The sequence below is a fragment of the Nonomuraea sp. ATR24 genome, from assembly GCF_041950485.1.
Classification (GTDB): domain Bacteria; phylum Actinomycetota; class Actinomycetes; order Streptosporangiales; family Streptosporangiaceae; genus Nonomuraea; species Nonomuraea ceibae.
Genome location: NZ_JBGNUU010000043.1, coordinates 1 through 18870, shown reverse-complemented (window position 1 = coordinate 18870; position 18870 = coordinate 1). Strand labels below are relative to the sequence as shown.

The 18870-nt window shown below is 71.1% G+C and carries 19 protein-coding genes and 1 pseudogene; 15 read left to right on the top strand and 5 right to left on the bottom strand.

Features of this window, described 5'->3' with window-relative positions; genetic code table 11:
- The first annotated feature begins 855 nt into the window (after nt 1-855).
- Genes ACBI99_RS45575 through ACBI99_RS45565 form a run of 3 tightly spaced genes read left to right on the top strand, consistent with a single transcriptional unit; the run spans nt 856 to nt 1829 of the window.
- Nucleotides 856-1035, top strand: coding sequence for a hypothetical protein (locus tag ACBI99_RS45575; RefSeq protein ID WP_219518100.1), 180 nt, complete (start codon nt 856-858; stop codon nt 1033-1035).
- Nucleotides 1032-1454, top strand: coding sequence for a roadblock/LC7 domain-containing protein (locus tag ACBI99_RS45570; RefSeq protein WP_219518102.1), 423 nt, complete (start codon nt 1032-1034; stop codon nt 1452-1454). The genes ACBI99_RS45575 and ACBI99_RS45570 overlap by 4 nt, the downstream gene beginning before the upstream one ends.
- A gap of 12 nt (nt 1455-1466) precedes the next feature.
- A complete protein-coding gene (locus tag ACBI99_RS45565; protein WP_219518104.1) occupies nt 1467-1829 on the top strand; it encodes a DUF742 domain-containing protein in 363 nt (120 codons plus the stop codon).
- 10 nt (nt 1830-1839) lie between these two features.
- Here the strand turns inward: ACBI99_RS45565 and ACBI99_RS45560 are convergent, their stop codons facing one another.
- Nucleotides 1840-2799, bottom strand: a complete 960-nt coding sequence (locus ACBI99_RS45560) for an SIS domain-containing protein (protein ID WP_375075406.1) — start codon at nt 2797-2799, stop codon at nt 1840-1842.
- On the bottom strand, nt 2796-3686 hold the full coding sequence (locus ACBI99_RS45555) for a hypothetical protein (protein WP_375075405.1): 891 nt from the start codon (nt 3684-3686) through the stop codon (nt 2796-2798). The genes ACBI99_RS45560 and ACBI99_RS45555 overlap by 4 nt, the downstream gene beginning before the upstream one ends.
- Before the next feature lie 380 nt (nt 3687-4066).
- Between ACBI99_RS45555 and ACBI99_RS45550 the strand changes: the two genes are divergently transcribed.
- Genes ACBI99_RS45550 through ACBI99_RS45535 form a run of 4 tightly spaced genes read left to right on the top strand, consistent with a single transcriptional unit; the run spans nt 4067 to nt 7859 of the window.
- Complete coding sequence (locus tag ACBI99_RS45550) at nt 4067-5188, top strand: spermidine/putrescine ABC transporter substrate-binding protein (protein WP_357590485.1); 1122 nt, start codon at nt 4067-4069, stop codon at nt 5186-5188.
- 5 nt (nt 5189-5193) lie between these two features.
- A complete protein-coding gene (locus ACBI99_RS45545) occupies nt 5194-6060 on the top strand; it encodes an ABC transporter permease (protein WP_357590483.1) in 867 nt (288 codons plus the stop codon).
- Complete coding sequence (locus ACBI99_RS45540) at nt 6053-6832, top strand: ABC transporter permease (protein WP_219518111.1); 780 nt, start codon at nt 6053-6055, stop codon at nt 6830-6832. Before ACBI99_RS45545 ends, ACBI99_RS45540 begins: the two co-directional genes overlap by 8 nt.
- Nucleotides 6819-7859, top strand: a complete 1041-nt coding sequence (locus ACBI99_RS45535) for an ABC transporter ATP-binding protein (protein ID WP_219518114.1) — start codon at nt 6819-6821, stop codon at nt 7857-7859. The genes ACBI99_RS45540 and ACBI99_RS45535 overlap by 14 nt, the downstream gene beginning before the upstream one ends.
- Here the strand turns inward: ACBI99_RS45535 and ACBI99_RS45530 are convergent.
- Nucleotides 7853-8458, bottom strand: a complete 606-nt coding sequence (locus ACBI99_RS45530; RefSeq protein ID WP_219518116.1) for a TetR/AcrR family transcriptional regulator — start codon at nt 8456-8458, stop codon at nt 7853-7855. The genes ACBI99_RS45535 and ACBI99_RS45530 overlap by 7 nt on opposite strands.
- Before the next feature lie 130 nt (nt 8459-8588).
- On the opposite strand from ACBI99_RS45530, the gene ACBI99_RS45525 reads away from it, so the two are divergent.
- The 6 genes from ACBI99_RS45525 to ACBI99_RS45500 all read left to right on the top strand — a co-directional run bounded on the left by ACBI99_RS45525 (nt 8589) and on the right by ACBI99_RS45500 (nt 16195).
- Entirely contained in the window at nt 8589-9857 is a 1269-nt protein-coding gene (locus tag ACBI99_RS45525; RefSeq protein WP_357590480.1) for a glycosyltransferase, read from the top strand.
- A gap of 29 nt (nt 9858-9886) precedes the next feature.
- On the top strand, nt 9887-11290 hold the full coding sequence (locus ACBI99_RS45520; RefSeq protein WP_357590510.1) for an aminobutyraldehyde dehydrogenase: 1404 nt from the start codon (nt 9887-9889) through the stop codon (nt 11288-11290).
- Nucleotides 11291-11468: 178 nt separating this feature from the next.
- On the top strand, nt 11469-14792 hold the full coding sequence (locus ACBI99_RS45515) for a nitrate- and nitrite sensing domain-containing protein (RefSeq protein ID WP_375075404.1): 3324 nt from the start codon (nt 11469-11471) through the stop codon (nt 14790-14792).
- 5 nt (nt 14793-14797) lie between these two features.
- Nucleotides 14798-15211: a roadblock/LC7 domain-containing protein gene (locus ACBI99_RS45510; RefSeq protein ID WP_197093780.1), complete on the top strand. Its 414-nt coding sequence runs from the start codon at nt 14798-14800 to the stop codon at nt 15209-15211.
- 20 nt (nt 15212-15231) lie between these two features.
- Nucleotides 15232-15636: a DUF742 domain-containing protein gene (locus ACBI99_RS45505; protein ID WP_246646842.1), complete on the top strand. Its 405-nt coding sequence runs from the start codon at nt 15232-15234 to the stop codon at nt 15634-15636.
- Nucleotides 15617-16195, top strand: coding sequence for an ATP/GTP-binding protein (locus tag ACBI99_RS45500; protein ID WP_219518121.1), 579 nt, complete (start codon nt 15617-15619; stop codon nt 16193-16195). The genes ACBI99_RS45505 and ACBI99_RS45500 overlap by 20 nt, the downstream gene beginning before the upstream one ends.
- A gap of 86 nt (nt 16196-16281) precedes the next feature.
- Here ACBI99_RS45500 and ACBI99_RS45495 read toward each other — a convergent pair whose 3' ends face one another.
- Nucleotides 16282-17055 (bottom strand): ABC transporter ATP-binding protein, encoded by a 774-nt coding sequence (locus tag ACBI99_RS45495; RefSeq protein ID WP_219518122.1) that lies wholly within the window; start codon nt 17053-17055, stop codon nt 16282-16284.
- 138 nt (nt 17056-17193) lie between these two features.
- On the opposite strand from ACBI99_RS45495, the gene ACBI99_RS45490 reads away from it, so the two are divergent.
- The gene (locus ACBI99_RS45490; RefSeq protein ID WP_219518123.1) at nt 17194-17721 is read left to right on the top strand and encodes a pyridoxamine 5'-phosphate oxidase family protein; all 528 of its coding nucleotides are present in this window, start codon (nt 17194-17196) and stop codon (nt 17719-17721) included.
- On the opposite strand, the gene ACBI99_RS45485 is transcribed toward ACBI99_RS45490, so the two are convergent.
- Nucleotides 17648-18430, bottom strand: a complete 783-nt coding sequence (locus tag ACBI99_RS45485) for an ABC transporter permease subunit (protein ID WP_308126210.1) — start codon at nt 18428-18430, stop codon at nt 17648-17650. The genes ACBI99_RS45490 and ACBI99_RS45485 overlap by 74 nt on opposite strands.
- A 159-nt stretch (nt 18431-18589) precedes the next feature.
- Here ACBI99_RS45485 and ACBI99_RS45480 point away from each other — a divergent pair.
- A pseudogene (locus ACBI99_RS45480) lies at nt 18590-18870 on the top strand (hypothetical protein); the annotation flags it as partial.

The following is an 18870-nucleotide window of genomic DNA, read 5'->3' as shown; positions in this document are numbered from 1 at the left end:
TCCTGGTTCACCACCGACCACGCCCCCGCCACCGAACCGCCCGCCCCTCCCCGCCAGGGCGACTTCCTGCCGATCTTCGCCTCGATCGAGTCCAGCTGGTTCACCAAGCCGTCCCCCACCCCCGACCACCGCACCCCCGGCGCCTCCGACCAGGAAGGCGCCCCCCACCTCCCAAGGCGCCACCCGGCCACCCGGCCGACCGGCGAGCCCGCGGCCAACTCCCCGGACGCGCCCGCGCGGACCACAGGGGAGCCGCTGTCCGCCGCCGCCCCCGCCTCCACCGGTCCGGGCGCCGCGCGGTCCCCGGAGGGGGCACCATCCGGCGCCGCGCCCACCCCAACCGCCCCGGGCACCGCGCCGTCCTCCGAGGGCGCGCAATCCCCCGAGGGCGGGGCGTCTCTGGTGGGGGAGGGTTCTGGTGCGCCACGGCTGCCGCGGCGCTCCCCCGTAGGCGGGCCGGCTGCGGTTGAGGGAGGGGGCGCCTCCGGCGCTCCTCGCCTCCCGCAGCGGTCACCGGCCGGGCGGCCGGGTGGCGGGTCTGCGGTCGGCTCGGGACTGTTCGTGCGGGCTGCGGAGGGGGCGCCGTCCGGGGACGCGCCCGCCGCAAGCGGGCCGAGCAACGCGACGTCCCCCGAGGGCGGGCCGGCTTCGGTGGGAACGCCGGATGTGGTGGGGGAGGGGTCCGGTGGGCCGCGGTGGGCGCCCGGGGGTGGCTCGGGTGCGGCTGAGGGTGGGGGCGCCGGTGGTGAGGGAAGGTTGCCGCGCCGGGTGCCGGGCGGTGGGGGTGCCAACGGCTCTGCGGGGGCGTTCGGTGCGGGCGGGGATACGGCCGCCCAGGGGGCGGGGGAGGGCGCGGTGACCCGGGCGGGGCTGCCGCGGAGGACGCCGCGGGCGAACCTGGTGGCCGGGTCGGCGCCGCCGTCGTCGTTGCCGCCGCCCGCGCCTCCCGTGTCGCCGGACCGGTTGCGTACCAGGCTCTCCAGCTACCAGCAGGGCGTCCGCAAGGGCCGGGCCGAGCTTGAGGAGGACGGATGAGGAACCTGAGCCAGGGCGCCAGGGACGTGAACTGGCTGGTCAGCGGTTTCGTCGACGAGGTGCCGGGCGTGGCGCACGCGGTGGTGGTGTCGGCGGACGGCCTGCCGATGGCGTTCTCGCGCGGTTTCCCGCAGGACCGGGCGGACCAGTTGGCGGCGATCGCGGCGGGGCTGGTGAGCCTGACGCAGGGGTCGGCGCGGGTGTTCGAGGGCGGGGAGGTCGTCCAGACGCTGGTGGAGATGGATCGCGGCCTGCTGCTGGTGATGGCGATCAGCGATGGCTCGTGCCTGGCGGTGCTGGCGGCGCCGGACTGTGACATGGGCCTGGTGGCCTATCAGATGACGATCCTGGTCGAGCGTGCCGGGCAGGTGCTGACGCCTGATGTGCGCGCGGAGTTGTCGGCCGCGCGCCCCTGGTGATGGGAGTGGACGTTGGCATCGTGGCATGGCGGGGAGCCGGAGCGCAGTTCGCTGGTGCGGATGTACGCGGTGACGGGCGGCCGGACGGCGCCGCGTGGCGGGCTGGCGATGGAGGCGCTGGTGTCGTCGGCGACGTCGGCGCGGCTGGGCCCGGCCTATACGCGCGAGTACCGGCGGATCAGCGAGCTGTGCCGTCAGGTGCGTTCGGTGGCGGAGATCTCGGCGCTGCTGGCGGTGCCGCTGGGGGTGGCGCGCGTGCTGGTGGCGGACATGGAGGCGGAGGGGCTGGTACGGGTCCACCAGCCGCGGCTCGACGCCGGGTTGCCTGAGCGGAGCCTGCTCGAGCGGGTGCTGGGCGGGCTCCGCCGGCTGTGACCTCGGCGGGCTACTGGGCGGCCCACCAGTAGGCGGCGACGAGCTCGGCGACCAGCGTCTCGGTCAGGAGCGCGACGTCGGGGTCGGTGTCGTGGGTGTAGCGGATGACGGCGGCGGTGTCCTTGACGTCGGCGCCGACGGAGATCACGGTGGAGCCGCGCTGCCGGACCCAGTCCATCGCCTGCTCGTCGTAGCGGGAGCCGGGGTAGAGCAGCGCCCGGTAGTCGAGGGTCTTGGTCAGGTAGACGTCCACGTGCGCCCAGTCGCCGGTCTCGCAGGCGTCGGCGGCGCGGCGCGGGCCTTCGCGGACCATGAGCGCCGACTGCTGGGCCGACGACAGCCGTTCGGCGGGGGCCAGGGCGTAGACGCCGTCGGGGCCGTCGAGGAGTTCGAGCGTCAGGGGCAGCCAGTCGTCGCGGCGGTCGAGCAGGTCGGCGGTGGCCTCGGCGGCGCGGCGTACGAGGGCGGCGACGTCGCGGCCGGAGCCGGTGAGGCGGGATTCGAGCGCGAGGAGGAGTGCCAGCGTGTGCTGGAAGGTGCGGCAGGCGACGCCGCCCTCCTCGGGGCCGGCGAGCAGCGGGACGACCAGGTCGGCGCCGGCGGTGAGCGCGGAGCCGGGGGTGTTGGTGAGGGCGGCGACGGGGGAGGCGCCGCCGGTGTAGCGGGCGAGCGCGTCGAGGGTCTCGCGGCTGCCGCCGGTGGCGGAGATGGGCACGACGAGCGTGCGGGGGTCGGGCGGGTAGGAGGCGGCGGCGGAGGCGTACTCGGCGTGGGCGGAGACGCCGGCGGCGCGCAGGCGCAGGGCGGCGACGCCGGCGGCGTAGCGGGAGCTGCCCATGCCGAGGAACAGCACCCGCTCGATGCCGCCGGGCAGCGCCGCGAACGGGTCGGCGGCGTCGAGCGAGTCGGCGAGCGCGGTGAGCGCGGCGGGTTTGGCCTCCAGGTCGGCCAGGTAGAGCTCCGGGTTCATGGGGTCTCCTCGTGGTACCAGGTGCGCAGCACGCCCATGGGGGCGTAGCGCCATCGGGGCAGGTGGCGGGCCGCGTAGATGAGCTCGCGGCACTCCTGCTCGATCTCGAACGGGCGGATCAGGGTCTCGTCCAGCAGGCCGGCGCGGTCGTGGCGGGCCAGGTGGGCGCGGTAGGCGTCGAGCATGGCGGCGCGGGCGCCGGCGGCCCAGCGGGCGGCGTCGGCGGGCGCGGTGCCGCGGCGCTTGATCGCGACCTGGGCGACGTGCTGGAGGCTGGTGGTGAGCTGGGCGACGTCGCGGGCGGCGGGCTGGTACGGGTCGGCGCCGGTGAGCGTGGGGTTGCCGTCGAAGTCGATGACGGCGTAGCCGTCGCGCCACCGGAGGATCTGGCCGACGTGGAGGTCGCCGTGGACGCGGATCAGCGGGCCGGTGACGGGGCTGTCCAGCGGGGCGAGCTCGGCGCGCAGGCGGTGTGCGTGGCGGGCGAGCCAGTCGCCGTCGTCGCCGGTGGTGAAGCCGAGCGCGTCGCGGAGCGCCGTGCTGGCCCGGCCGGACAGGTCGGCGCCGCTGGGCGGGGCGCCGGGCAGGGTCGCCAGGGCGAGGTGGAGCCCGGCGGCGAGTTCGCCGAGCGCGGGGGCGAACCCGGTGCGCCCGGCGGCGGCCTCGTCGGCGCACCATTCCCACCCGTCGGTGGCTTCCGGCAGGTAGCCGGTCACGAGGGCGAGCAGGAGCTCCCGGTCGCCGTCGGCCCGGGTGAGGGCGGCGTACGGGGGCGCGGTCTGTTTGAAGCCCGCCTCAACGAGGTGGGCGAACACTTCGGGAGTGGGGTGGGGCAGGGGCACGGGCGGGGTGAGCCATTTGACGACGACCTGCTCACCCACGATCACCGAGTAGTTTGTCTGGTCTACGTGTGGTCCGAAGTCGCGTTCGGCTGGGACCCCAGTGTGGAGATCCTCTGGGCTGTGCGAGAAAGTGGGCAGCGGCAGATACCGGCGGACGGCGAAGGGCGGCGGCACGGGGCCGTCCAGCGACGCCAGGAGAGCCGCCGTGAGGCCGCGATCCCGCGCGGTGAGCGGGTTCTCACCGAGAGAGATCAACCGGCTCCATATTGAATCCGAATTCAACAGTTGGACCAAACTTCCAGGTAGCAATGTCCGCCAAAGTCTTGCTCATGTTGATTTCTGCTGCAACACTCCTGCTCTGGTCTGCCGTGTCCAGTTGGTCGCGAGACCCCTCGTACATCGCCATTTCATAAGGAGTAGCGGCCTTGTCCCGTACCCGGTTCACCCGTCGTCTTCCGGCCGCCGTCGCGGTGGCCGGCCTCGCGCTCGCCGCAGCGGCGTGCGGCGGTGAGTCGACCAACAGTGCAGAGACGGCGACCCAGGCGACGGCCGCCGCGCTCAACCCCAACGCCGACCTCACCAAGCAGTCGCTGGCCGTGACCGTGTGGGACGGCTACACCCCTGAAGAGCTTCAGGCCATGGTGAAGAAAGAGCTCAAGATCAAGGAGCTCACGGTCACCCTGCACGAGACCAACGAAGTGGCGATGACGAAGCTCACCGCCGGCGGCGACCACGGGATCGACGTGGCGTTCGTGTCGGGCCAGTACGCCCAGGCGCTCAACGAGCAGGGCCTGCTGGAGCCGATCCACCCCGAGTTGATCCCGAACCTGGCCAACCTCTACCCCGAGGCGACCCAGCTCTCCTACGACAAGGGCAACAAGTACTCCGTCCCCTACACCTGGGGCACCACCGGCATCTGCTACCGCAGCGACCTGGTGAAGAAGAAGCCGACGAGCTGGAACGATCTACTGAAGCCGCCGGCCTGGGCCGACAAGAAGGTCACGCTCATGACCACCGAGCGCTGGCTGGCCCTGCCCGCGCTCAAGTCGCTCGGCTTCTCGGTCAACACCGACAAGGACGAGGAGATCGCCAAGGTCAAGGAGGTGCTGCTCGCGGCCAAGCCGCACCTGCTCGCCTTCGACGACACGACGTTCGGCGACAAGCTGATCAGCGGCGAGGCCCTCATGGTCGAGGCGTGGGACGGCTGGTGCCCGACCACGCACGAGAAGCAGAACATCGAGTTCGAGGTGCCGAAGGAGGGCAGCGACCTCTGGGTGGACACCATGGTGATCATGAAGTCCTCCAAGAACAAGGAGGCCGCGCACGCCTTCATCAACTACATCCTCAACCCCGAGGTGCACCGCTGGGCCGCCGAGAACATCAACTACAAGGTGCCCAACAAGGCCGCCATGGAGAAGGTGAAGATCGCGCCGGGCTCGCTGCTGGGCATCAAGCCCGCCGAGCTGCTCAACGGCGAGTCGATCATCGACCTCGGCCAGGCGTCGACCAAGTTCACGCGCCTGTCCTCTGAGATCACGGCCAGCTAGTTGCGGTGAAGGCTGATACTGAGGCCCGGCCGGTGTCCCCCTCGCGGGGCCGCCGGCTGGGCGCGTTCGTTTTCCTCTCGCCGGGGCTGACCTACCTGATCGTGCTGCTGCTGGTGCCGCTCGCGATGGTGCTCAGCTACACGGTCTTCCAGCGTGGCCGCTTCGGCGGCGTCGTCTACGAGTTCACCACCGAGAACTTCTCCCGGCTGTTCGACCCGCTCTACCTGAGCGTGGTCGTCGAGTCGCTGAAGCTGGCCGGGCTGGCCACGCTGATCGCGTTGCTGGTCGGCTACCCGACCGCCTACCTGATCACGCGGCTGCCGGGCAGGTGGAAGACGGTGGCGCTGGTGATGATCGTCCTGCCGTTCTGGACGAACTTCATCATCCGCGTCTACGCCTGGATCATCCTGCTCAACGGCGAAGGCCTGATCAACAGCGGGCTGGAGGCCATCGGGCTGGGCCCGTACGAGCTGCTCTACAACCAGGGCGCCATCGTCACCGGGCTGGTCTACTCCTACCTGCCGCTGATGGTGCTGCCGCTGTACGCGACGATCGAGAAGCTCGACCCGCAGCTCCGGGAGGCGTCGGCCAACCTGGGCGCGTCCGGGTTCACCACGTTCCGGAAGGTGACGCTGCCGCTGACGCTCCCCGGCGTGATGACCGGCAGCCTGTTCGTGTTCGTGCCGAGCCTGGGCAACTTCGTGATCCCCGAGATGCTGGGCGGCGGCAAGTCGGCGATGGTGGGCAACCTGATCCGCAAGGAGTTCCTGTCGGCGCGCGACTGGCCGTTCGGCTCGACGCTCGCGCTGGCGCTCATCGCGGCGCTGCTGGTGCTGCTCGTCGTGCAGGCCTGGGTGGCGCGCCGTGCGTAGCTCCCGCCTGCTCCACGTCCCGTTCTGGCTCACGTACGTCTTCCTGTACGCGCCGATCGTCGTGCTCGTCGTCATGTCGTTCAACTCGGGCGAGTCCGCCTACACCTACGAGGGGTTCAGCCTCAAGTGGTACGGCGAGCTGGCCAAGGACGAACGGGTGCTGAAGGGCCTGGTCAACACGCTGATCGTGGCGACCGGCGCGACGCTGATCGCGACCGTGCTGGGCACCCTGCTGGCCGTCGGCCTGGCCCGCTACTCCAGGTCGAAGACGCTGGAGGCGCTCTCGCTGATGCCGGCGGTGCTGCCCGACCTGGTGATCGCGATCGGGCTGCTGCTGTTCTTCGGCATGATCCAGCTCACGCTCGGGCGCTACTCGGTGGTGCTCGCGCACGGCCTGTTCGCGATGGCGTTCGTCGCCGCCGTGGTGCGCACCCGGCTCAGCGGCACCGACACCTCGCTGGAGGAGGCCTCGCGCGACCTCGGCGCCGGGCCGGTCACCACGTTCGTGAAGGTGACGCTGCCGCAGCTCGCCCCGGGCATCGTGGCGGGCGCGCTGCTGGCGTTCACGCTGTCGCTGGACGAGTTCGTCATCGCGTTCTTCACGATCGGCAACATGGAGCAGACGCTGCCGATCGTCATCTATTCAATGATCCGTTTCGGGGTGACCCCGGAGATCAATGCGCTGGCCGCGATCCTGCTCCTGGTGAGCTTCACCGCGGTGATCGCGGGGCAGCGCCTGACCAAGATCGGGGAGTCGCGTGCTCAAGATTGACGGGGTCACCCGCAGGTTCGGTGACGTCACCGCGCTCGACGGGGTGTCGCTGGAGATCGGGCAGGGCGAGTTCTTCGCCCTGCTCGGCCCGTCGGGCTGCGGCAAGACGACGCTGCTGCGCATCATCGCCGGCTTCGAGACGCCCGACAGCGGCACCGTGACGCTCGACGGCGAGGACCTGCTGGCCAAGCAGCCCAACCGGCGTCCGATCAGCCTCATGTTCCAGTCCTACGCGCTGTTCCCGCACATGACCGTGGCCAAGAACGTCGCGTACGGCCTGGAGCGGGAGAAGCTGCCCCGCGACGAGATCAAGAAGCGGGTCGGCGAGGTGCTGGAGACGGTGGGCCTGTCGGCGCACGCCGGGCGCAAGCCGCAGCAGCTCTCCGGCGGCCAGCGGCAGCGCGTGGCGCTGGCACGCTCCATCGTCAAGCGGCCCCGGCTGCTGCTGCTGGACGAGCCGCTGTCGGCCCTGGACAAGAAGGTCCGCGCCGACATGCAGCTGGAGCTCAAGCGGCTGCAGAACGAGGTCGGCATCACGTTCGTGGTCGTCACGCACGACCAGGAGGAGGCCATGTCGCTCGCCGACCGCATCGCGGTCTTCGAGAGCGGCAGCGTGCGCCAGGTGGACGCGCCCGTCGCCCTGTACGAGCGGCCGCGCACCAGGTTCGTGGCCGACTTCGTGGGGGCCAACAACCTGTTCGAGGGCACCGTGGGCGGTCCTGAGACGCTGGCGGCGGGGGAGTTCGGCGACCTGCCGGGCACGCCGCTGGGCGAGCTGGAGACCGGCGCCAAGGCGCTGCTCGGCGTCCGGCCGGAGAAGATCAGGCTGGAGGAGAGCGGCGGCCTCAGGGGCGCCGTGCTGGACGTCAGCTTCTACGGCGGCGTCTCGCACATCTCGGTCGACGTGCCGGGGCGGGTCAAGCCGGTGCTGGTCGCCGTGCAGGGCGCCGGCACGGTCCAGCCGGGCGAGGAGGTCTCGCTCAACTGGACGGCCGGCGACGCGGTGATCATCCCGGTGGATCAATGAAGCAGGTCGTTGCCCGTCACCGTGCGCGCGTAGGACAGGATCAGCTCGGCCGCCTCCTCGGGGCCGATGATCGGGTGCCGGGCCGTGATGCGATAGCCGTAGGCGTCCTCCAGCGCCACCAGGTTGCGCGAGATCGACAGCGCGTCGGCCGTCAGCCTGAACACGCCCAGCGCCTGCCCGGTGTCCAGGATCGACTGGTACATCGACACCTGGCGGTCGTACAGCGACGTGAGCAGCACCCCGTAGACGCGGTTGCGCCCGGCGGCCCCGCCCAGCTCGTTGAGGAGCCGCACGTCCGGGTCCAGCGGCCCGGTGGGCAGCCCGGAGCGGATCGTCAGCACCAGCTTGGCGACCGGGTCGGTGAGCGCGGCGATCTGCCGCAGCCGCTGCTCGTAGAAGCGTTCCATGCCCGCGTGCTGCGCCTCGACGAGCAGTTCGCTCAGGTCGGGGTAGTGGTAGAGCACCGCCCCGGAGGTCAGCCCGGCCTCCTCGGCGACGTGCGAGAGCTGCACCCCGTCGATGCCGAAGCGGATGATGGCCCGCCGCGCCGCCTCGATCAGGTCGATGCGCCGGTCAGTACGGCTCTTGCGCTGGGCCATCTTCACCACCTTGCCCTCATGTTCGTCTGTCGTTCAGTAATCCGTGACAATAGTGCCCTGAAGTTGACCAACGCGCTAGATGCGTATTTGAATTCCTCTTCAAATGGCTAGATCCCCCCGGAGTGTGCCCATGTCTCTCACCATTCTGTTCATGCCGGAAAGCGCCTACGGGCCGACCAACAACAGCATCGGCATCGGCGACATTCTGCGCCGTCGTGGCCACCGTGTCGTCTTCGCCGCCGAGTCGTCGTGGAAGGGCAAGCTGGAGGCGCTGGGCTTCGAGGAGGACCTCGTCGACCTGGCCCCGCCGGCTGAGGAGGAGCAGGACGCGGGCCAGTTCTGGAAGGACTTCATCCGCGACACCGCCCCCGAGTACCGCAAGAGCACCCGCGAGCAGCTCGAGACCGTCACCAAGCCCATCTGGGAAGAGCTCATCGAGGGCGCCAAGTACTGCGAGCCGCAGCTCAAGCGCATCATCGAGCGGGTCCAGCCGGACGTCATCGTCGAGGACAACGTGATCACGTTCCCGGCGCTGCTCACGGCCGGCAAGAAGTTCGTCCGCATCGTCTCCTGCAACCCGCTGGAGATGCGCGGCGAGAACGTCGCGCCGGTCTTCTCCGGCCTGCCCGCCGCCGACCGCTCCGAGTGGGACGACTTCCGCGCCGAGTACGACCGCACCCACCGCGAGCTGTGGACCGCGTTCAACGAGTGGTGCGTCGAGCAGGGCACCGAGCCGCTGCCCGACCTCGACTTCATCCACGAGGGCGACCTGAACCTGTACGTCTATCCGGAGATCCTCGACTACGTGGCCGACCGGCCGCTGGGCGACACCTGGCACCGCCTCGACTCGTCGGTCCGCGAGACCGAGGAGGAGTTCGAGCTGCCGTTCGCGCGCAACGAGGGCTCGCTGGTCTACTTCTCGCTCGGCTCGCTCGGCTCGGCCGACGTGGAGCTCATGCAGCGGGTCATCGACGTGCTCGCCACGACGCCGCACCAGTACATCGTCTCCAAGGGCTCGCTGCACGAGGAGATCAAGCTGGCCGACAACATGTGGGGCGCCGAGTTCGTCCCGCAGACGAAGGTCATCCCGCTGTGTGACCTGGTCATCACCCACGGCGGCAACAACACCACCACCGAGGCGATCCACTTCGGCAAGCCGATGATCCTGCTCCCGCTCTTCTGGGACCAGTACGACAACGCGCAGCGGGTGGCCGAGTTGGGCTATGGTGTCAGGCTTTCGACCTACACGTTCACGGACGAGGAGCTGAAGGGCGCGCTGGAGCGCCTGCTCGGCGACGACGACCTCCGCGCGAGGCTCGCCGCCGCCGGTGCGGAGGTCCGCGAGCGTGACGGTCTGCGCAAGGCCGCCGACCTCATCGAGCAGCTCGGCCAGAAGTAGGTACGGCCCCCCGTACCGAGCAGGGAAAGATATCCATGCGTGAATTGATCAACCCGGCCACCGGTCTCGTGTGCGCCGAGGTCCCCGACAGCTCCGTGGAGGCCGTGGCCGCCGCCGTCCGGCGGGCCAGGGACGCCTACGCCGAGTGGGCGCAGACGACGCCCGCCGAGCGCTCGCGGCTGCTGCTGCGGCTCGCGGATCTGGTGGAGGCCGACGCCGAGGAGCTGACGCGGCTGGAGGTCGAGGAGACGGGCAAGCCGGCGGCCGTGTTCAGGGACGGCGAGCTGCCGTTCGCGGCCGACAACCTGCGCTTCTTCGCCGGGGCCGCCCGCTCGCTCGACGGGACCGGCGCCGGGGTGTTCAGCGCCGGTTACACCTCGGTCCTGCTGCGCCGCCCCGTCGGGGTGGTCGGGTCGATCGCGCCGTGGAACTTCCCGTTCATCATGGCCGTGTGGAAGGTCGGCCCGGCCGTCGCGGCGGGCAACGCGGTGGTGATCAAGCCGGCCCCGCAGACGCCGCGCACGACGCTGCGGCTGGCCGAGCTGTTCGCGAAGGCGGGCGCGCCCGACGGGCTCGTCCAGGTCGTCACCGGCGGCGCGGACGTCGGCCAGGCCCTGGTCACCGACCCGGGCGTGGACATGGTGAGCGTGACCGGCTCGACCGAGACCGGCCGGGCCGTCATGACCGGCGCGGCCCGCACGCTCAAGCGGGTGCACCTGGAGCTCGGCGGCAAGGCCCCCGCGCTCGTCTTCGAGGACGCCGACCTGGCCGAGGCGGCGCGCGGCGTGTCGATGGGCGCCACCTACAACACCGGTCAGGACTGTACGGCGGCTACGCGCGTGTACGTCGCCCGCGAGGTCTACGGTGACGCCGTGGAGGCGTTTCGGGCAACTCTTGCCGAAATCTCGGTGGGTGACCCCTGGGACCCGGCCACCGACATCGGCCCGCTCATCTCCGCCGCGCACCGCGACCGGGTGCACGGCTTCGTCTCCCGATCGGGCGGCCGGGTGCTGCACGGAGGCGCCCCGATCGAGGGCCCCGGCTTCTACTATCCGCCCACGCTTGTGACCGATGTCGCACAGGAGAGCGAGATCGTCCAGGGGGAACTGTTCGGCCCGGTCCTCGTGGTGCTGCCGTTCGACGGCGAGGACGAGGCGGTCCGGCTGGCCAACGACACGCCCTACGGTCTCGCCTCGTCGGTCTGGTCGCGTGACGTGGCCCGCGCGATGCGGGTGTCGCACCGCCTGGACGTGGGTGTGACCTGGGTGAATGATCATCTCCCGATCGCCAGCGAGGCGCCTCACGGCGGCGTCAAGGGCAGCGGCTTCGGCAAGGACATGAGCCAGGAAGCGGTCCAGGAGTACGCGGTGACCCGTCACCTAATGATCAAGCACGCGGCCCCGGTCGAGCGGGACTCGTTCCGTCCGGCCTGAAAAACGTGGACGGCGATAAGTCCCCCAAACGGCATACCTGGGGGACTTTGATGGGATATGTTCGGTTGGCCGATCTGGTACGGGTTGTGTTCCAATTACCCAGCCCGGCAGAATCCCATGCGCCACACGCGTGTCTGATTTTCTTCGAGCACGTTACGGCGAGAGGTTGCGAGAGTCAGTGAGGACGGAAAACCCCAAGCACACGAGGCCGGGGGAGTACACAGGCGGACGGTTCCGGCTGGCCAACTGGCGCGTGCGCTCGCGGCTGGTCGCCCTGATCCTCATCCCCACGGTCGTCGGCGTGCTGCTCGCCGGCCTTCAGCTGGCCAGCGCCATCGGCACCAGCGCCGAGTACCGCCGCCTCACCCAGGTGGCCGAGCTCGTGCAGCGGGTCGGGGCGCTCTCCCACGAGCTGGGCAAGGAGCGCACGCTCACCGCGTGGTACCTGTCCGACGGCCGCCGCGCCGGCCGCCTGGCCCAGCTCCGCACCCAGCGTGGAACGGTCGATTCCGCGCTGAAGAAGGTCCTCGACGCCTCCGCCGCGATCGACGCCTCCCACTCCGCGCGTGTCCGCAGCCAGGTCGAGGAGATCCGCCGCTGGCTCAACGGCCTCGACGGTCTGCGCAAGTCCATGGTCGGCGAGAGCACCCCGCCGCGCGCCACGATCAGCACGCTGTCGACGCTCATCGAGGTCCTGGGCGCGCTCCAGGACGACCTGAGCGAGGGCGTCACCGACGACGCCCTCCAGGGTGACGTCGCCGCCCTGGCCGCCATCCAGCGCGTCAAGGAAGAGGTCTCCCGCCAGCAGGGCATCCTCATCGTGGCCCTGGAGCAGCGCAGCCTCGACAACGACGACCTCTCCGACTTCCTCGGCTCCTGGAACCGCCAGCAGGACGAGCTGGCCCGGTTCGAGCAGGAAGCCGGCGAGCAGGACCTGCGCGCCTACCGGCAGAACGTGCGCGGCCAGCAGATCGACCGCGCCGACGCCATGCGCCAGCGCGCCCTGGCCCAGCTGCGCGAGTACGACACGATCCGGGACCTGGACAACACCACCCGCCAGGACATCAACGTCTGGTACAACAGCACGCTGCTGACCACCAACGCCATGCGCAAGGTCGAGGACGGCCTGGCGACCCGCGTCGTGACCCAGACCCGTGAGCTCAGCGACAGCGAGCAGCGCAACGCCATCATCTCCGGCGCGACCATCCTGGTCCTGCTCCTCCTCGTCCTGGTGATCACCACCCGGGTGGCCGGTTCGCTCGTGCGCCCGCTGCGCCGGCTGCGCGCCGAGGCCCTCCAGGTCGCCACCACGCGGCTGCCGGAGACGGTCCGCGTGCTGCGCGAGTCCGGCGACAGCGCCGAGGTGCCCGACGTGCCGTCGGTCGGCGTCAACACCCGAGACGAGATCGGGGAAGTGGCCCGGGCCTTCGACGAGGTCCACCGCGAGGCGATCCGGCTGGCCGGCGACGAGGCCAAGCTGCGCGCCAACGTCAACGCCATGTTCGTCAACCTCTCGCGCCGCAGCCAGACGCTGGTCGAACGGCAGCTCCAGCTCATCGAGGGCCTGGAGCAGGGCGAGGAGGACGAGAACCGGCTCGCCAACCTGTTCCGCCTGGACCACCTGGCCACCCGCATGCGCCGCAACAGCGAGAACCTGCTGGTTCTGGCCGGCCAGGAGGCCGCGCGCAAGTGGAGCGAGCCGGTCCCGCTCGTCGACGTCGCCCGCGCCTCGCTGTCGGAGGTCGAGGGCTACGAGCGGGTCCAGATCCAGATCCCGTCCAGCACCCAGGTCGCCGGCCCGGCCGTCACCGACGCCGTCCACCTGCTGGCCGAGCTGATCGAGAACGCCATCTCGTTCTCCCCCCGCGAGAGCAAGGTCCAGGTCACCAGCAACCCCACCGAGGGCGGCGTGCTCGTGACGATCAACGACCTGGGCATCGGCATGAGCCCCGAGGAGCTGGCCGAGGCCAACTGGCGCCTGGCCAACCCGCCGGTCGTGGACGTCGCCGTCTCGCGCCGCATGGGCCTGTTCGTGGTCGGCCGCCTGGCCCTGCGCCACGGTATCCGCGTCCAGCTCAAGATGCGCGAGCGCAACGGCCTGACCGCCCTGGTGCTGCTGCCCGACATGCTGCTCGTCGGCTCCCAGCCCGCCGGCGGCCCGCAGCCGCGCTCCCAGTACGACGCGTTCACCAGCTTCGACCCCGGCATGCTCGAGTCGGGCCAGTTCGACGCCGGCCAGCCGGTCGCGGCGAGCAACGGCACCGGCGTCTACGCCGCGCCGGCCGGCTTCGAGACCACCGACGTGCGCGGCACGCGCGACGTGCCGGTGGACACCGAGTGGCCCGGATCGCTGCCCGCGCCGGGCGGCGGCGAGGCGTGGCCGTCGTTCGGCGAGCCGCCCGCGCAGGAGACCCGGCAGGACCAGCCCTGGCCGTCCTTCGCCGAGCAGCCCCCGCCGGCCCCGGCGCAGGCTCCGCAGGTGCCCGCGCAGCAGCAGGAGGAGCCGCGCTGGCCGTCGTTCGCGACCGAGCCGCCCCCGATGAAGGAGGAGCCGCGCTGGTCCTCGTTCGCCGAGGAGCCGCCGGCGGCGAAGGAGGAGCCGCGCTGGCCGTCCTTCGCCGAGGAGCCGCCGCCCCTCCAGCAGGACGAGCCGCGCTGGCCGTCGTTCGCGACCGAGCCTCCCGCGATGAAGCAGGACCCCCAGCAGGACGAGAGCCGCTGGACGTCCTTCGCCGACCCGCTCCCGCGCCGCGACCCCCTCGGCGACGAGCTGCCCCGCCGCGACTCGTTCGGCGAGGACCTGCCGCGCCGCGAGGAGCTGCCGCGCCGCGACGCCGCCTTCGGGGCCGAGCCCGGCAGGTCCGCGTTCGGGGACGACGACCGGCCCTGGCCGTCGTTCGCCGAGGGCCCCAAGCCCGGCGACGCCGGCTACAACCCGTTCGGTCCCGGCGACTACTCCTCCCAGGACCTGACCGGCCCGCTTCCCGTGGTGCGCAGCTCGCCCATGGAGGAGCAGAGCGAGGAGTTCCTGCCGATCTTCTCCTCGGTGGGCTCCGACTGGTTCCGCCGGCCCGACCCCTCGGAGCCGGCCGCGCCCGCCGAGGCGGCCGAGCCGGAGTCCCCGGCGCCCGCGCCCCTGGCCGCCGAGCCCGCCGCGCCGTCGGCGCCGTCAGCGTCCGCTGGAAGGTCGGCGCTGCCGCAGCGCCGGCCGGGCCAGTCGGGCGCCGGCGCCTCATGGTCCTCTCCCGCTGACAGCGGCTGGCAGGCCGCCGAGGCGGCGGCCAAGCCCGCCCAGGCCGGCACCACCGCATCCGGCCTGCCGCGCCGCGTGCCCAAGGCCAACCTGGTGCCGGGCACGGCCAGCCTCGCGGAACCGCCGGTCACCTCACCGGCGCCGCAGATCTCTCCTGAGCGCCTGCGGAGCCGGCTGTCCAGCTTCCAGCAAGGTGTACGGCAAGGCCGCGCGTTCACTCGCGGAGAAGAGAATGAGGAGGAGAAATGAGAGAGCTGAGCCAGGGAGCGCGTGGCATCAACTGGCTGATCACTGATTTCGTCAACAACGTGCCCGGTGTCGCGCACACCGTGGTGGTGTCGTCCGACGGCCTTCCGCTGGCCTTCTCCGAGGGGTTCCCCAAGGACCGGGCCGACCAGCTCGCCGCGGTGGCCTCGGGCGTGATCAGCTTGACCCAGGGCGCGGCGCGCGTGTTCGAGGGCGGGATGGTGACCCAGACCGTCATCGAGATGCAGCGCGGGCTGTTGATGATCATGTCGATCAGCGACGGCTCGTGCCTGGCCGTGCTGGCCGCGCCCGACTGTGACATGGGCCTGGTGGCCTACCAGATGACGCTGCTGGTCGAGCGTGCCGGGCAGGTGCTCACGCCGGCCGTACGCGCAGAACTGCAGGCGGCCCGCCCCCGCTAGACGGGCGGTGACAGGAGATCATGGTGTCAGGTCAGGGTTGGGCTGGTGATAGCACTCCGCCGCATCCGTCGGCTCCCCGTGCGCCGAAATCAAGTTCCCTGGTACGGCCTTACGCCGTGACCGGGGGGCGTACGGCCCCGCGGATGAAGTTCGCCATGGAGGCGCTGGTGTCCTCCGTGACGTCCGAATACCAAGACATTTCCCTACTAAGTCCGGAATATCAGGCGATCATCCAACTGACGCGGAACGTTCGGTCGGTTGCTGAGATCTCCGCCCTTTTACGGCAGCCTCTCGGGGTGGTCCGGGTGCTGATCGCCGACATGGCGTCGGAAGGCCTGATCCGCGTGCACCAGCCTGCTCTGGACGCGGGCAAGCCGGACCTCAACCTGCTCGAAAGGGTGCTCAGTGGACTTCGCAGGCTCTAGCCCCGGCCTAACCTCGACGAAGATCGTCGTGGCCGGCGGCTTCGGCGTGGGCAAGACGACGTTCGTGAAGGCGGTGTCCGAGATCCTGCCGCTCACCACGGAGGCGGTGATGACGGACGCGTCGGCCGGAGTGGACGACGTCTCGCTCACGCCGAACAAGACGACGACGACCGTGGCCATGGACTTCGGCCGGGTGTCGCTGGACAGGGAGCTGATCCTCTACCTGTTCGGCACGCCAGGACAGCACCGGTTCTGGTTCATGTGGGACGACCTCGTACGCGGCGCCATCGGGGCCGTCGTGCTGGTCGACACCCGCCGGCTGGCCGACAGCTTCCCGGCCATCGACTACTTCGAAGAGGCGAAGCTGCCGTTCATCATCGGGATCAACGGCTGGGACGGGCAGTTCGCGCACGCGGAGGAGGAGGTGCGTGAGGCGCTCTCGCTGGGCGGCCACACGCCCATCGTCCGCCTGGACGCCCGCTCCCGCGACTCGGTCAAGGCCACGCTGATCACGCTGGTCGAGCACGCGCTGGCCCGCCACATGCACGCCCCGGCCTGACCGTCGCAGTCCCGCCCGCCGTGCCGCCAGACCTCAGGTCCGGCGGCACGCGGCGTCAGCGGGCCCATTCGGGTCAGTACACCCTCTCAGTGGGTGAGGGAGTGGCCGCGGACCAGGCGGCCGACCTCGGCGCGCAGGTGCACGAAGTCGTGGTGCTCGCGCGTGGAGATCTGGTCGCGGGGCTCGGGCAGCTCGACCTTGAGGTCGCCCACCACGTGCGCGGGCGCCTTGGACAGCACCACCACGCGGTCGCCCACGTAGACGCTCTCGTCGATGTCGTGCGTGATGAGCACGATCGTCATCTGGTGGTGGCTGCGCACCTTCAGCACGAGGTCCTCAAGGTCCTCGCGGGTCTGCGCGTCGACCGACCCGAACGGCTCGTCCATCAGCATCAGCTTCGGCCGGTACGCCAGCGCGCGGGCGATCGCCACCCGCTGCTGCATGCCGCCCGAAAGCTGGAACGGGTATTTGCGCCCGGCCTCGGACAGGCCGACCGACTCCAGCGCCTCCTGCGCGGCCTCGCGACGCGCCTTCTTGTCCATGCCCTTGCGCCGCAACGGCAGCGCCACATTGTCGGCCACCGACATCCACGGAAACAGCGAACGGCTGTAATCCTGGAAAACCACGGCCAGATTGTCGGGCGTCTGCTTCACCAGCACGCCGTCGACCTTGATCTGCCCGCCGGTGGGGGTGATGAGCCCGGCGATGGACCGCAGCAGCGTGGACTTCCCGCATCCTGACGGCCCGACGATGCACAGCAGCTCGCCCTCGGCCACGCTGAGGTTGAGCCCGTCGATGGCGTGGTGCTCGTTCGGTCCGCCGCCACCGTAGACGTGGGTGAGGTTGTCTATCTCGAGCAAGGGATTTCCTAGGGATGGGTCCAGAGATAACACGGCGACTCTATCGAAGGGGACATTCCTTGCACATGGTAAGGAAGAGGTGCTCTGCCCCATTTCTTCTGTTTATTGCTCTCATCTGTCTGTAGTGTGAAGGACCTGATGGACGGCTTCAGCGAGGCGGAGCTCGCTTACCTGCGCGAACACGACCTGGCGAGGCTGGCGACGGCCACGGCCGCCGGGGCGCCCCACGTCGTACCCGTCCGCATCCACCTCGGCGTCCAGCTCGGAGGCGACCGCGCGGGCGGCAACGGGTCCCCGGACGGCGAACGGCCCCTGGTGATCGGCGTCGGCTCGCTGCGGCTGCCCGGCGGCCCCCGCCACCGCCTCTACCGGCAGCACGTCGAGGAGAACGACCAGCTCGCGCTCGTCGTCGACGACTTCACCCCCGACGGGCCGCGCGGCGTCGCCGTCCACGGCATCGGCCGCGTCCACCCCGACGGCGGCGACCGGCTCGACAACCGCTTCGAGCCGGTCTGGCTCGCGATCGTGCCCACCTGGATCTCCTCCTGGGGGATCGACACACCGCCCATGGACCCGCCCCACAGCCGCCACGTCAGGTCTCCAGCCGCCGCTCGTGATGGTGCCAGGCCAGCACCCGCCGCTCCACGAGCAGGAACAACTCGTTGAGCAGATAGCCGAGAACGCCGAGCAGCACGATGCCCGCCCACATCGCCGGCAGGTTGAACGAGGAGTAGGCCACGGTGAGCTGGAAACCGATGCCGTTCGTGGTGCCCGGCAGCAGCTCCGCGAACACGGTCACGATCAGCGACAGCGACAGGGCCAGCCGCAGCCCGGCGAAGATCTTCGGCAGCGCCGACGGCAGCACGATCCGGAAGACCCGCTCGGCCCGCGACAGCCGGAACGCCTGCCCCGTGTCCAGATGCAGCGGCTCCACCGAACGCGCCCCGTCGGCCGTGTTGAGCAGCACCGGCCACACGATGCTGAACATGATGAACGCGAGCTGCATCTTCAGCCCGAACCCGAACACCACCAGGAACACCGTCACCAACGCCGGCGGCGGGATCGCCCGCAGGAACTGCAGCACGCCGTCGAGATAGTCGTACACCCGCGCCGACAGGCCCAGCGCCAGCCCGAGCGCCACCCCGGCCGCCGCCCCGCCCGCCAGCCCACCGGCCATCCGGCCCAGGCTCGGCAGCACGTTCTCCACGGCCAGCTCGGTCAGGAACAACCGGTCGGGCGGGCCGGAGAACCACATGGCGTGCATCCGCGTCGCGATCGTCGACGGCGGCGGGAAGAACGCGCTGCCGGCCGTCCGCGTGGCCCACTCCCACACGGCCACCAGCACCACGAGCAGCAACCACCGGGAAGCCACCACCTGCCAGACCCGCCCCGCCATTCCCCGGCGACCCCGCCGCCGCCCCTCAGACCGCCCCTGGCCGATCAGATCGCCCCCGGCTCGGTTGCGTCCGCCACCGGACGGCCCGCTCGCGGTTCCGTCGGTCTCCCGCTGCCCGGCACCGGCCTGGGTGCGGCCGTGCCGCCCACCGGCCCGCGCTACGTCGGCCTGGCCCCCGTCGGGCCGGCCGCGTCCGCCGTCGGGGGGCCCGTCGCCCTCGCGCTGCCCGGCCTGGGTGCGGCCATGCCGCCCGCCGGGGCGGCCCTCGCCGGTGGGGTCACCGGCGACGCGCCTCCCCCCGCCGCTTGCGGGCTCGGGGCCCTCGCCAGGGCGGGCAGGGGCATGCCGTCCGCCTGCGTTGGGGGACCGGCCCTCGTCGGGCGGGGCGATGTGGGGGTGGCCGGGGGGCTGGGTGGGGG